10 protein-coding genes and 5 tRNA genes are annotated in these 14,086 nt (G+C 49.1%); 4 read left to right on the top strand and 11 right to left on the bottom strand.

The genetic code is table 11. The features are described 5' to 3' along the window. The first annotated feature begins 116 nt into the window (after window positions 1–116). Together SY83_RS13265 and SY83_RS13260 are read left to right on the top strand one after the other, a co-directional pair. A complete protein-coding gene (locus tag SY83_RS13265) occupies window positions 117–1,706 on the top strand; it encodes a response regulator transcription factor (RefSeq protein ID WP_068607227.1) in 1,590 nt (529 codons plus the stop codon). After that, window positions 1,703–3,433 (top strand): cache domain-containing sensor histidine kinase, encoded by a 1,731-nt coding sequence (locus SY83_RS13260; protein ID WP_068607225.1) that lies wholly within the window; start codon window positions 1,703–1,705, stop codon window positions 3,431–3,433. The genes SY83_RS13265 and SY83_RS13260 overlap by 4 nt, the downstream gene beginning before the upstream one ends. 87 nt (window positions 3,434–3,520) lie before the next feature. On the opposite strand, the gene SY83_RS13255 is transcribed toward SY83_RS13260, so the two are convergent. The 10 genes from SY83_RS13255 to SY83_RS13210 all read right to left on the bottom strand — a co-directional run bounded on the left by SY83_RS13255 (window position 3,521) and on the right by SY83_RS13210 (window position 10,848). After that, window positions 3,521–5,536, bottom strand: a complete 2,016-nt coding sequence (locus SY83_RS13255; RefSeq protein ID WP_068607222.1) for a beta-galactosidase — start codon at window positions 5,534–5,536, stop codon at window positions 3,521–3,523. 389 nt (window positions 5,537–5,925) lie between these two features. Then, window positions 5,926–6,783, bottom strand: coding sequence for an AraC family transcriptional regulator (locus SY83_RS13250; RefSeq protein WP_068607220.1), 858 nt, complete (start codon window positions 6,781–6,783; stop codon window positions 5,926–5,928). 38 nt (window positions 6,784–6,821) lie between these two features. Further along, the gene (locus SY83_RS13245) at window positions 6,822–7,565 is read right to left on the bottom strand and encodes a phytanoyl-CoA dioxygenase family protein (protein ID WP_068607218.1); all 744 of its coding nucleotides are present in this window, start codon (window positions 7,563–7,565) and stop codon (window positions 6,822–6,824) included. Window positions 7,566–7,700: 135 nt separating this feature from the next. Further along, complete coding sequence (locus tag SY83_RS13240) at window positions 7,701–9,014, bottom strand: hypothetical protein (protein ID WP_068607216.1); 1,314 nt, start codon at window positions 9,012–9,014, stop codon at window positions 7,701–7,703. Window positions 9,015–9,425: 411 nt separating this feature from the next. Continuing rightward, window positions 9,426–9,507, bottom strand: a tRNA-Leu gene (locus SY83_RS13235). A 49-nt stretch (window positions 9,508–9,556) separates the two neighbouring features. Then, window positions 9,557–9,632 (bottom strand) — tRNA-Lys (locus SY83_RS13230). 46 nt (window positions 9,633–9,678) lie between these two features. After that, window positions 9,679–9,753 (bottom strand) — tRNA-Glu (locus SY83_RS13225). Between the two features lie 409 nt (window positions 9,754–10,162). After that, window positions 10,163–10,250 (bottom strand) — tRNA-Ser (locus tag SY83_RS13220). Window positions 10,251–10,267: 17 nt separating this feature from the next. Then, window positions 10,268–10,343: transfer RNA gene (locus SY83_RS13215), tRNA-Asn, on the bottom strand. Window positions 10,344–10,383: 40 nt separating this feature from the next. Beyond that, on the bottom strand, window positions 10,384–10,848 hold the full coding sequence (locus SY83_RS13210) for a SprT family protein (RefSeq protein ID WP_068607215.1): 465 nt from the start codon (window positions 10,846–10,848) through the stop codon (window positions 10,384–10,386). A gap of 124 nt (window positions 10,849–10,972) precedes the next feature. Between SY83_RS13210 and SY83_RS13205 the strand changes: the two genes are divergently transcribed. Both SY83_RS13205 and cmpA read left to right on the top strand, forming a co-directional pair. Continuing rightward, entirely contained in the window at window positions 10,973–11,329 is a 357-nt protein-coding gene (locus tag SY83_RS13205) for a hydrolase/acyltransferase (RefSeq protein ID WP_068607212.1), read from the top strand. Between the two features lie 131 nt (window positions 11,330–11,460). Next, window positions 11,461–11,646: a cortex morphogenetic protein CmpA gene (gene cmpA / locus SY83_RS13200; protein ID WP_068607210.1), complete on the top strand. Its 186-nt coding sequence runs from the start codon at window positions 11,461–11,463 to the stop codon at window positions 11,644–11,646. An 81-nt stretch (window positions 11,647–11,727) separates the two neighbouring features. Here the strand turns inward: cmpA and SY83_RS13195 are convergent, their stop codons facing one another. Further along, complete coding sequence (locus SY83_RS13195) at window positions 11,728–13,974, bottom strand: Tex family protein (protein ID WP_068607209.1); 2,247 nt, start codon at window positions 13,972–13,974, stop codon at window positions 11,728–11,730. Window positions 13,975–14,086 lie beyond the last annotated feature (112 nt).

Here is a 14,086-nt window from a genome sequence, read left to right as displayed (position 1 = left end):
TTAAGCATTTTTCTACGAACCTTGAAATGATGTTACAAACCGGCGTCATCCTCATGTATACTTGAAATGTAAACGCTTTATCAGTTTGAGTTAAAGGGGGACTTCTCCTGCTGAATGTGCTGGTAGTAGATGATGAGAAGTTAACAAGAGAAGGATTAGTGGAGAGAATTCCTTGGTCGGAGCTTGGCGTCACACAGGTCAAGGAAGCCGATGACGGTACCACGGCAATCACCCTCTGCGCAACGTTTACTCCGGACATTATATTGACTGATGTGCGCATGTCGCACATGGACGGAGTAGAAATGTCCTATCTTCTTGTGAAGCAGTTCCCTCATTGCAAAGTAATTTTCATGAGCGGATATACGGATAAGCAGTATTTGTTATCCGCCATCGACCTGAAAGCGCTGTCTTATATTGAGAAACCGCTGAATATTAAACAAATGACCGAAACGTTAAAGCAAGCCGCCGATGAATGTGTCGAAAGCAGGAAGAAACAGGAGCGTGAGCAACAGTGGTCCTTTAAGCTGCAATCCGCTTTGCCGTTAGTAAAGTCCGAAGCTGCGCTTCGATTAACGGAGCGAACCGTTTCAAGCGAAGAATTGCAGCGTATGATGGACGAGGCCGGCATGACAGGCATTCATGCAACTTCATCTTTCCGCGCCCTGCCTGTGTGGATTAGCTTGTCTCCTCTTACTGCATCCGATCCGATAAACAAACCGTTGTTCCTGGAAACGCTGGATCAAGTTTGCAGGCATCGCGGCTTTGAGACATTAGCTTGTTTTGTGGATGGGCGGACCGTTGTCGCGCATTTACTCAGCGTCGTGCCTGACAAGGAGGTATGGTTTCAACAGACGCTGCGGGGCGTTGCCCGGGACCTTGTGAATCAGGTTGAAGAACATAAGTTATTTCTCAGCTTGGGTGCACCCGCGGACCGCGCTGAGCTTATTATGAGCTCCACAGCGGCGGCGAGAGAAGGTCTTTCCCATAGGTTTTATCAAGGTTATGAGGGTCTTGTTTTTATGCAAACCGCATCAACATCCTTTCTGGATGAGCGCACACTGGACCGGTGGCTGGCCGAATTTGACGGTTTACTCGGCAAGGACACAGGGCAGCAAGTGGAATTGTTCGTTCAGGGCATCCAATCAAGGTGCATGGAACAGGCTTATTTACCGGTCGAGCAAGTGAAACGCATTTATGCGCGAATGGCTCAGAAACTGAGCAGCACAGCACGAAAGCAAGGCATTCCACTGGGCAAGTACGCTCAGGAAGATACAGCTCTGTGGGAAACCTTTATTCAATATGATCTGCTGGAAGCGATACATGGGTCACTGTTGGAGATGGTCGCATCGTTCCGGGATGGACACAATACTCCCAAACCAAGCGTCGATCTCGTCCAACAGGTGCACCGTTATATATTTAAACATTATCAGGATGAAGCATTAACGATCCCTGACATCAGTCAGCACATATTTCTTACTCCGGCGTATTTAAGCTCATTGTACAAACAGAAGACCGGACAGACGCTTACTCAGTACATTACCGCATATCGCATCGGACAGTCGATTGAACTGCTTACGCAAACGGACAAATCCATTGCCGATATCGCCGTAAGTGTCGGGCTGCAGGATGCCAATTACTTTGCGAGGATCTTCCGCAAGCATACGGGATTAACCCCTTCCGAGTTTCGAAAGCGAACCATCTCATGATGATGCGCAAAATGCTTCTGTCGTACTTTCTGCTCATCCTCATGCCTCTCGGTATGATGTCCTACTTGTTCTACCATACCTCTTCTGAGCTTGTGGAGGATAAAGTCACTTTCGCCGCGGAGCAGTCTTTCGAGCAGTCGTATACATTCTTGAGTTATAAAATTTATAACATTAAACAGTCGGCGAACCTATTATTCAAGAATCCGAATTTAATCCGACTTCTGAAGTCAACCCAAACCGACAATCTCGTCAAGCAAATGCAGGATATGTATGTGCTGCGTAACTATCTGACTACCCTGCAAGACGGCGAGAATATAACGATGGCGAAGCTGTATGTCCGAAGCGAGCTTCTGTATTCCCATGAGAATGTGAATCTGTTCAGTTTGGATGACGGGATGAAGGAACGATGGTATCAGAAGATGGAGCGCGAACACCTGAATAACTTTTGGGCTCCCGCGGCATATCTGGGGGTTGAAGGCGAGGACGACCCGCCGTATCTGGCATATGTCAAAACCATTGTGGATCCCGATAATTACACGAACCGGCTCGGCAGCGTTCATTTCGAATTCTCCGCGGATGACTTGACCCATCTGCTGGCTAAGGCAAGTACAACGCCTAATAGTGTCACTTATATCGTCAACAGTTACGGTGATGTCGTTGCCGCTTCAAACACTGGGATGCTCTCTAAATATAAAATTTCGGATTACAAGCTCCGTGAACTGGTTGCCAACTCCGACTGGAGCAGGGAACATCAGCATGCGCAGGATGTGCTTGTCGCTTCCAAGAAAATCGACAACACGGACTGGACGATGGTCACTGTGCTTTCCTTACATGAAATGATGGCGGATAGCAACCGCATTCGTAATTACATCCTGTTGATGCTGTTTTTCCTGGGAACAGGCGCCTATTTCATCGCTTTCTTCTTCTCCAAATCGATTACCGGCCGATTAACCCGCCTGGCGCGCAGACTGCGTTCCGTTCACACCGGTAACTTGACGCCCATGGATGCCGTACAGGGTAAGGATGAAATTGACATGCTGATCGGCGATTACAACTATATGCTGAGTATGCTGAATCGGTTTGTTCAGGAGAAATATGAAGCGGGACAAGCACTGAAGAGTGCGGAGCTGCGTACCTTGCAGGCACAAATCAGTCCCCATTTCTTATACAACACTCTGGAACTTGTTAATTGGCTTTCCTGGAGAAATCGCGGGGAACAGGTGTCTCAGGTTGTAGAGGGACTAGCTCAATACTACCGAATTAGCCTAAGCGGCGGCCGGGACGTTATCACACTGGAAGAGGAAATGCAGCATGTGAGCTTGTACTTTGACATCCAGAATATGCGTTTTAGTCAAAATCTAACCTTAATCATCGACGTATCGGAAGAAATAAGACAGCTGTACACGTTGAAAAGCATCCTGCAGCCATTAGTGGAGAATGCGATTCTGCATGGAATACTGCGCAGAGCGGATAAGACCGGCACCGTTAGGATTGAAGGCCGGCTTGAGAATACTTCGGTCATGATCAGTGTTATAGACAATGGGATAGGCATGCTGATCGAAAGAGAAGAAGGGCAGCCTACACCTTCCCATACGGGGTATGGATCGAGAAATGTACATGACCGTATTCAGCTGTATTTCGGGCTGTCGTATGGGCTGAAATACCAGAGTGTGGTTGGAGAAGGTACGCGTGTGATGGTTACGCTTCCGATTGTAGAGGAGCCGTGAAACGGGCCATTTGAAGTTTATTCAAACCTTTGAAGCCCGGCTGCACAGCGAATTCATCGCTTGAGCCGGGCTTCATTGATTGTTAAATCATTCTTGGATTAAAATTCGCACGCCATAACCGGCAATCTCCGTTCTGCCCTCCATAACTGCGCCGTCATGCAAATTTGTATAAGTGCCTTGCAGGGTCACCTCTAAGGCATGTGCATTATGGTTCAGGAGCATGATATAATCCTGTTCGTCTTTACGTTTGCGGACCGCTTCCAGACCTTCGGTGGGTTGACTTAGAACCGGCCGAACACCTTGCTCGGATGCAATGGCTTTCAACAAATGGGTCATACCGGCCGTGTCCAGATCGCAGCCGACATAATAAACCGTACCCTTGCCGTAACGATTGACCGTCACTGCGGGTTTTCCCTCGTAATAGTGGCTGCCATAAGTTGCAAGTACTTCCGCGCCGTTTAGCTTCAGCACATCGCACCACATGGAGGCGTTACTATTGCCGAAACTGCCGTCCACCGCTACCGTTCTCCCGAAGTTAACGGAATCAAATTCCTCGAGTTCCACGCCTGCCATGTCCTTGAATAACCCGGGCACCGTTAGAGTGCTCATTTGGTTATTCCATAGCTTCGTTCCCGAACGGAATGTGATAACAAGAGCCCCGCCGTCAGCGACATAACGCTCGCATTTGTCTGCTATCTCCTCGGTTACCAGATTGAAAGCAGGCATGAGAACCAGTTTATATTTCGCGAAATTAGTCTCCGCTTTTGTAACATCCACGCCATAATGCTGGGTAGCCAGTGCGCCGTAATATTGGCTTAGAAGTGCGTTATAATTGAACTTGGAATTGTGAGGCTGACCGCGATGACTCCAGAAATTATCATAGCTCTTGATTAGCGCGATATCGCTGCGATTCTCAGAATCCACGAACCAGGCCGCATCCCGCTTCAATTCCTCGCCGACCTGCGTCACTTCCCGCAACCTTCTTCTGCCGATGCCGTCATGGTCCAGAATGCCGTGCCAATATTGTTCAATGCCTACTGTACAAGCTCTCCAGCGGAAGTAAACCATCGCCTCGGCACCGTGGGCAATCGCTTGATATGTCCACAAACGAATTTGCCCGGGTTCCGGTGTATCGCCCATCATCTGCCATCCGCAGGGACCGCTCTGCTGCTCCATCATCCAGAAATTCTTCTCTTTAACGCCTCGCATCAAATCATGAGCCATCGAGATATCCGTCCACGAGCTTTTGCCCCACATATTGTTAGGATAGTTATCCCAAGAAATCACATCCAGAGGTTCGCCCAGCTTATAATAATCCAGTTCGCTATAATGTCCCATCAGATTGTGCGTAATCGGCAATTTTGTATATTGGCGAAGCACATCAATCTGGAGCTGTTGATAGTCAACCGTTGCATCGGTAAAGAACCGCTGGTAATCCAGCAGCAGGCTTGGGTTATGATTGTAAGGCGTGCTCATCCATTGCTCGGCGTTCGCATTCTGACTAAATCCGTCACTTGAAGAATAGGCGGGCACAATAATTTCATCCCAGTGCCGGTAAGTCTGGCTCCAGAAGATCGTGCCCCATTCCGCATTTAACGTCTGAATATCGCCGTACTTGTTCCTAAGCCACAATCGAAACGCTTTCAGACAATGATTGCAGTAACAAGCACCGCCAAATTCATTATCGATTTGCCATGCAATGACTTGTTCTTGATCCGCGTAATGTTCAACCATCTTCTGAACGATTATCCGGGAATATTGACGATAAATGATATGATTCGGACAATAATGCCTTCTTGTGCCAAACCCTTTGGTCATTCCGTATACATCCACAGGATACATGTCAGGATAGAGATCCATCAGCCACTTGGGCGCAGCCGCGGTCGGTGTACCCAATATGACCTGAATGCCTTCCGCTTGGAAAATACGAATCGCTTCATCCAGCCATGTGAAATCGAATCGGCCTTCCTCCGGCTCCATCTTCGCCCATGCGAATTCAGCCAGCCGCACAATGTTGATATGGGCCTCCCTCATCATAGCTGCATCGACCGCCCAACGCCCCTTGGGCCAATGTTCCGGGTAATAATCCACACCAAAATACATGATCGTCACCTTCGTCCATAAAATTATGTAAGCGATTACTATATTGATCGTAACAGAACGAAGTGGGTGACGAAGCAAGAAATATGTTGGATGTTAGGACTTTTTATGGAAACAGAAATAAATAACTTAAAATATCCCCCTACTCCTACTCCATGTTTCTCCCAAAGCTGGTCAAGTTGGCTAAATGAGGAAAAAAAAAGCGCTGAACCCAGTTCAGCACTTCAACCACTTACAGATTAAACTTTTGCTCAAAAAGTGACTTCATATGATCCGTCATCCATTGATTCACTTCCCATAAATCCACAACAGGCTCATTGGTGAAAGGGGCCGTATGCATATAGTGATCCTCAAATCCGGAAACTGCTTAAGCAGTCATCGCTTCAACAAACCTAATAAACCTCTGTCGAGCTCACCGTTTCCTGTTGTCGATATTGTCGGGGCGAAACGCCTGTTTTCATTTTGAACGCGCGATTGAAGTGGGCTATACTCCGAAACCCCGACGCGTAACACACGTCCGTTACCGGGATCTTGGATGCAAGCAGCAACGACTGAGCAAATGAAATCCGCAGGTTCTGCACATACGTCTGAAAGTTCACGCCTGTCGTCTCTTTGAAGCATTCGCTGAAATAATTAGGCGCCAGCCTTGCCTGATTCGCCGCGTCTTCAAGCCGAATTTCTTCCCGGAAGTAATGCTGTATGTGTACAAGGGCTTTACGTATAGGTGCAGCTCGATGCGAAGAAACCAACACCTCCAACGATGAAGCCGAGGTATCGTCACGTCTGGCCAGCTCCAGCAACAGCCGCTCCAATGCGCCTTTCACCATGATGCTGTGCCCTAACCTCAGTGTTGTCATTTCCGTTCCGATCGTCTCGAACTCCGCGCAGATGCGTTGATGTTCATGCGGCTCTACATAGGCGCTGTACCACCTGAATCTGGCAAACAGCACTTCCCTAAGCTCCTCTGACAAAATCTCTTCAGCAAACACCACATTGTACAATTCCAGTGTCTCACCCGGATTCGGATAAATCTCATGAAAGTCCGCCGGCGTGAGCAAGAACATACTCCCAGCTTGCAACGGAACCGGGGAACCATTAATGATGTTCACACCCGAGCCCTTCGTAATATAACAAAATTCATAGAATTCATGCCAATGAAGGTCAACCCCGTTGTCCACAATCTGATGATACAACCGCAAGGGTACATTGAGCCCCAGAAAATGCTCTTTCGTCAGTCGTTTCGGCTCCACCTGATGGGTTCACTCCTTCATTAGCATGACATCTCTATTTATTGATTCGCATATTTGTTGCCTGCCAGGTCCTTGCCGCGGGCGAGCCATACTTTAAAGTCCGGGTTTTTATCAGCATAAATCTCAATATCGGTTGCAAAATAACGCATCGTATACCCGCAACGGCGGTTCGGACTTGTGTTTGCATCTGCGCCGTGAATAATTCTGGAATCATGCAGCGAGCATTCGCCCCGCTTCAGTTCGAAATGCACCGCTTTCGATACATCCACGTCCTTGATTTGCGTGTTAAATAAATTCTTTTCTCCGTCGACAGACTCATAGTCCGAGAATCCGTTGGCATGGGAGCCGGGAATGACTTGCATGCAACCGTTCTCTTTATTGGAATCATCAATAGCCAGCCAAACCGTAATGATGTTGTCGAAATTGCTTACACGGCCTTTCCAGTAGGAGGAATCCTCATGCCAAGGTGTTTTGCGGCCGACGAACGGATCTTTACAGATGAAATGGGAGGACCAGAGTCCGATATTGGGACCGATTAATTGCTCCACCACATCAAGCACTTCATCGCTTAGCAAATAGTCCAGAAGGCGTTCCTCACGGAAATGCGGAGTGTCCAGCTCATCGGATAATTTACTGCCCTTCTGGGCTAGTTGTTCTTCGAACAGACCTGTTAGAGCTTGCAACTTTTCTTCAGAAAATAAAGGCTTATTGTACAGAAGGTAACCTTGTTCTTTATAGAACTGCACTTCTTGTTCCGATAGTTTCTCCGTAAGTTTACTCATGAATTATAACATCTCCTTTGTGTTTTGGGGTTAATATGATTGTCGCATGGAGATGCATAAAGCGCTCATCGTATTTACGGAAAAACTTTGCTTATTTTCAGATATATAACTTTATTTTGGCATGAATTAGGCTGGTTAATCCAGTGGATTGCGTGATTTATACTCATAAATCAGGGGCGTACTGACCGATTCGCCATAAATGTAATACACATAGATGATTGTAGTACGACCATTAGGCAGATATAGTCCATATGAGCAGTTATCTCCACCTAGCGCACAAGTATGTTCTGGAAACTCTCTTCGAAGTAAACCGTCAACAGATACATAAACTAGATATCGGTCAGGCTTGTAGCGATTATAAGTAAAATCAAAGTACCCATAAATATACTTTCCTTCTTTATATTCGCTCATATACTTAATGGCAGGTTGATTGGCTGGGTATAACTCCCCTCTCTGGGATTGGAAGATCTCGGTTACGGATAAAGTGGATGTATCGGTATCTGGAGACAGCTCGAACCGCACTTTAAATTTCGCGCTTTCTCGAATCGGGTGAATGATGACCCCCAAATAATCTCCTTTATTTATATCAAAAGATACATGTTCATCTCCTAAATCGTTATATGCGTATCTTCTGTGGTATTTACCGTCTTTCCAATAAACTAGATCTACAGGTCTGCCAAAGACGTATAATCTAACTTCCGCCCTCGTCCCTACATTAAACCATCTGATGTCCATTTTCATATTTGCACGGATTAGGGCATTAAATACTGCCTTGCGTGCTGCAGGATACTTGCTTAGCAGCTGGGCTCCTACATGCTCCTGCTTTCCTAAGGCAACGATCGTCTGCGGAGACAACAGCTTGTAGTAGTTGATTAGTTTGGCTACCTTGTTTTCGTTTGCACCGCGTCTATTCAACATTTCTTGCAAAATCTTCATCTCGTGGACGTACCATGCGGAAGATGCTTTGCTTTCAAGCATGTCATAAAGGCTATCCACGTTGCCGTGCCAGTAGTATTTGAAATGCTCCTCAAATCCTCTATAACGCTGACTACCCAATAAAAACTCCACCACATCCGCAACCTGGATTCCGCCCTGGATACCTGCGGGCTCTGATAATTTCAATAATAATCCTCGCTTCGTTTGAAACGATTTGTACAGCTTAAGCAGATCTTTTCCGTCTCCGGCATACACCATGCCCAACAGCTTGATGCATTCCAGTAGTTCTTTACGAATAAGCAGATGCTCATCCTTAGGGAACTGTGATTTAATTTCATTCCACAGGGGATCCACCAGCGCCAAATGCTCAGGTAAGTCTGGATTCAAAGCGTTCAGCTGGTCTCGGAATCCCTGAATGCTCCGAATTTCTTCATCGCGTTTCTGACAACTGTCCGTTTCGGCACAGTCCCGGTTATGAATGGCTTCGAACCATTCGGTCCAGCGTTGGAGCACTTGTGCATAAGAACCTGTGTTTGGTGATGACGAGCCTCCTACTGCTTTTGCCCCTGTAGGATACGGGACTGTACAGAGGATACTAACTAAGGTAACTACGTTAATCCATTTCAACATGCCTCTCACATCCACTCAACTCCTATATCTATAATGATACATATTGTATCATTATAGATATATCACAATTCGCTGTCCTTGTACTGATGAGAATGTCATGCAACTCTGGAACTCCAGATGTTTCCAATTAGTGCTTTAGACACAGGTTAACAATTACCATAAACGCACAACCGGCCCCAACCGTGGACATGCCACAGTCTAGGACCGGTTTCAACATCACAATGCAAAGTGCGGTGCGTATTCTTTATTTACTAAAACAAAAAAAGCCCTTACCCAGTAAGGACTTCCTTCGTATGCGGTCGGAGGGATTTGAACCCTCACGCCCATTGGGCACTACCCCCTCAAGATAGCGTGTCTGCCGTTCCACCACGACCGCGCATATACATAAAAAAAATAAGCCGCTCCCACTTATCTGAGGAATAAAGTGGTGAGCCATGTAGGATTCGAACCTACGACACCCTGATTAAAAGTCAGGTGCTCTACCAACTGAGCTAATGGCTCGTGCTGCAAATCTGGATGAATTAGCTCACTAGCAGCTAATAAAGAATGGTGACCCGTAGGGGATTCGAACCCCTGTTACCTCCGTGAAAGGGAGGTGTCTTAACCCCTTGACCAACGGGCCTCGTTGACATGCTGTCGTTTTTGGCGACAAAAATGATTATAGCGCAAATATAGCATAATGACAAGCATTATTCTGTTCCAGTTTCATACAGAAGGTAACTAATTTCTCTCGTCGATCATCCATTTACCCTATTACGCGCCCAGCTCATTGTACCTCATCAAAATAAGGAAACGTTTTTCCCTCATATGTACTCACCAGTGCACATGAGAGAAATTCGTTTCCTTATTCGTAGAATATTGCTTCAAACTAGTGAAAACAACGTAATTGCCTAGCAGATGAACGAAATTTGTTACCATAAGAATTATCTCGGACAGTCTGGATAAACTTAGCTACTCACCTTAGAACTCGAAGCTTATGCTCCACCGAACCCTGTCGGGTTCTAATCCCTTGCTGACGAAGTATTCCTATACGGAGAGAGAGGGATTCGAACCCTCGCACCGCTTGCGCAGTCTAACCCCTTAGCAGAGGGTCCCCTTGAGCCACTTGGGTATCTCCCCAAACCAATATAATAATGTGGCTCCCCGAACAGGACTCGAACCTGTGACAACTCGATTAACAGTCGAGTGCTCTACCAACTGAGCTATCAGGGAACGCTTGCAACCTAAACTAATTGTAAATTTATCATGATCATCATACGGAGTCAAGAACGGTTTGTACCAGCTTCCCCCGGCATTTCCCGCAACCGTATTTGTGCACATTCACGCTGCGTTTACGCATAAATTCGGTGCCGCAAGAAGCGCACACAAGCTTATAACGATAAGGCTCCACCCGCCTCACCCCCGGTGCCGCCTGACAGAAACGACTGCCGCCGACCTCAGCCAGCAAGCGTTTGAAATCCGAATCCCGATGTCTGTATCCTTTGTTCATCAAATGCAAATGATAATGGCAGAGCTCGTGCTTGATGATCTTTTCCACTTCATCCACGCCGAACATGTCCAACTGCCGCGGACTAATCTCAATGTTGTGGGATCGCAGAAAGTACCTGCCGCCGGTGGAACGCAAGCGCGCGTTAAACGTCGCTCGGTGCAGGAAAGGCCGCCCGAAGAATGCTAGTGAGATTCGCTCTACCCATGCCTGTAGCTCCAAATGTTCCATTAGACCCAGTTCGGCCTCCTTCCCAACCTCGACAATTTAAGCGTTTTTTCACTTGAATTTTTACCATTTAATAAGCTACACTGTCAAGTAAGAACGTAACATTCTGCCGAGGGGAGGTCAACACATGTCGAACATGCGATATGTCATTTTCAGAATGCAGGACCAATTGCATTTTGTCGAAATGCCCGCCGACTATGCCTACCAACTTAGCGCTTTGAACCGAAGATTACATAAGGAACTGGACAAACTAACTGCAACGAACGTCCCTATACTGCCCTATGCTGTCGCCGAATGCGACAATCTCGAATTCATTGATCCGCAATATTCCGTTATCAGCGGAATGAGGTATATTAACGAGCTGGAGCAATCTTTTTCATCCATTAACGAGAGGACGTACCCCCTTATCTCCCTCCTTACCGAAATTCGGGCACTGCAAGCCCAGCTGGAACAATGGTACGAGGAAGAAGAGCTTCTTCACTAATTTTTAATTTTTTGCGGTCGGACCTGCACGGACATCCACCTATTCCCATATTCTATAGGTATACACTTTTGTCAACGTAACAGCACACGGGAAATGTCACCTGAGAACTGCGGGGAAGGAAGATGATGCCCATGCCGCAATGGCTATGCAATCAACTTATGAGGGCTTATGTGAAGAAGGATCGTCGTCAGATTAAACTGTTGACCGATTGCTGGTACTTTTATCGCACGAAAACAGTGAACACAGGTTCTAACGAAGAGAACGAAGAGAATGAAGCTTTCCCCATGCCGGGGCAGCACAACGCGCCGCAGCTATAACCAACGGACGCACATTCGACATACAGCGCCAGCACACACAAAGAGCCGAGCCTCCGCACAGGAGATTCGGCTTTCTTCATGTTAAGGCTTACGCATCGTCAAGCTGACACGGCCCTTCTTCAGATCAACACCCAGCACCCACACCGTCACCGTATCCCCGACCGAAACTACGTCCATCGGATGCTTCACGAAACGATCGCTGAGCTGCGAGATGTGTACCAAACCGTCATTTTTCACGCCAATATCGATAAACGCCCCAAAATCGATCACGTTTCGAACCGTACCCTGCAACTCCATACCGGCAACCAAATCTTCAAGCTTCAATACGTCTGTGTGAAAAATAGGCAAAGGCAACTCGTCCCGCGGATCCCGCCCCGGACGCTGCAAGCTGTCCAGAATATCGCGCAATGTTGGCACGCCCACACCCAGTTGCGTAGCGACAGCTTCCGGCTCCAGCTCCGACAGCTTTGATTTCAGCTCCTGTGAGCCCAGCTGGCTCAACTCCACACGCAGCTCCTTGAACAGCGCATCAACCGTACTGTAAGATTCCGGATGAATCGGCGTATTATCCAGCGGGTTCGCGCCGCCCTCGCTGCTGATCCGCAGGAATCCCACGCATTGCTCATATGCTTTGGGTCCCAAACGCGGCACCTTCGCAAGCTGCTTTCGGCTGACGAACTTGCCGTTCTCCTCTCGAAACTTCACGATGTTTTTCGCGATTGTGGAGGAAATGCCCGAAACGTACGAGAGCAGCGACGGCGACGCCGTATTGAGATCCACGCCCACATGGTTCACGGCGGACTCCACGACGGCCTTCAGGCTCTCTTCCAGACGTTTCTGGGTGACGTCATGCTGGTACTGCCCGACCCCGATCGCCTTCGGATCGATCTTCACCAGCTCCGCCAGCGGATCCTGCAGCCGGCGCGCGATCGAAATCGCGCTCCGCTCCGCTACGTCCAGCGCAGGAAACTCTTCCTGCGCCACCTTCGACGCGGAGTAGACGCTGGCGCCCGCCTCGCTCACGATGAGATACTGAAGCTTCCGTTCCTTCACCTTCTTGATCACATCGGCGACAAACTGCTCCGTCTCCCGGGAGGCCGTGCCGTTCCCGATGACGACCAGCTCGATCGCGTATTTGTCGATCAGCTCCAAGAACTTGCGCTCCGCCTCGGCCACCTTGTTCACCGGCGGCGTCGGATACGTCACGGCAATCTCGAGCATCTTGCCGGTTTCGTCGACAACAGCGAGCTTACACCCGGTACGATACGCCGGGTCCACACCGAGCACGACCTTGCCCTTGATCGGCGCTTGGAGCAACAAATTCCGCAGATTTTCCGCAAAAATCGCGATCGCATGCTCCTCCGCCTTCTCAGTCAGCTCGCCTCGCACTTCACGCTCCACCGATGGCGCGAGCAACCGCTTGTACGCATCCTCGACGACGCTGAGCAGTAACTCCCTGGCGATACCACCGCCTGATCCTGCTCCTGCACCAGCGCCCTTCACGCCGGATCCACCGTTGCCGCCGCCCCGCAGCACCTGCCGCGCCATGAACTCGTGCACCTTGTCCGCAGGCACGCTCAGCGACACCTTCAGCACATCTTCCCGCTCCCCGCGGTTGATGGCCAGCACGCGATGCGGAGGCAGCTTCTTCACCGGCTCCTGGTACGCGTAGTACATCTCGTACACGGACTCCGCCGCCGCGTCCTTCGCTTCCGTCACCACAATCCCGTGGTCTTGCGTGTATCGCCGCACCCACGCGCGGACCTTCGGATCGTCCGCCATGCCCTCCGCGATGATGTCCATCGCGCCTTGCAGCGCCTCCTCCGGCCCGGGAACCCCGCGGGCCTCGTCCACGTACTTGCTCGCTTCCGCCGTCAGCGAGCCCGCCGCAGGCTGCGAGAGCAGCCACTCGGCCAACCCCTCGAGTCCGCGCTCCTTCGCTACGCTCGCGCGCGTCTTCCGCTTCTGCTTGTACGGTCGATACAGATCCTCGACCTCCTGCAGCTTCACCGCCCCTGTGACCTGCCCGCGCAGCTTATCGGTCAGCTTCCCCTGCTCATCGATCAGGCGAATCACTTCCGACTTGCGGTCTTCCAGGTTACGCAGGTATTGCAGGCGCTCCTCGATCGAGCGCAGCTGATTCTCATCCAGCTCGCCCGTCATTTCCTTCCGGTACCTTGCGATGAACGGGATCGTGTTTCCTTCGTCCAGCAGATCCACCGTCGTGCGCACTTGCTTCAGCGCAAGCTGCAGCTCCCCGGCCATTTGCTTCGTAATGCGTTCCTTGACTTGTGCCGGATTCTCTAGCGTGATTTGTTGTTCCGTCATATGTACCATCCTTAGTAGGTTTACTGAATTCGTTTAAACTCATCAACTTAACTCTTCCCCTCATTATATCCCACCAAACACAAAAAAACGAGAAGCTAAGCGCCTCTCGCCT

The sequence above is a fragment of the Paenibacillus swuensis genome (genome assembly GCF_001644605.1).
Classification (GTDB): domain Bacteria; phylum Bacillota; class Bacilli; order Paenibacillales; family DY6; genus Paenibacillus_N; species Paenibacillus_N swuensis.
This window is presented reverse-complemented; position numbering and strand designations above follow the sequence as displayed.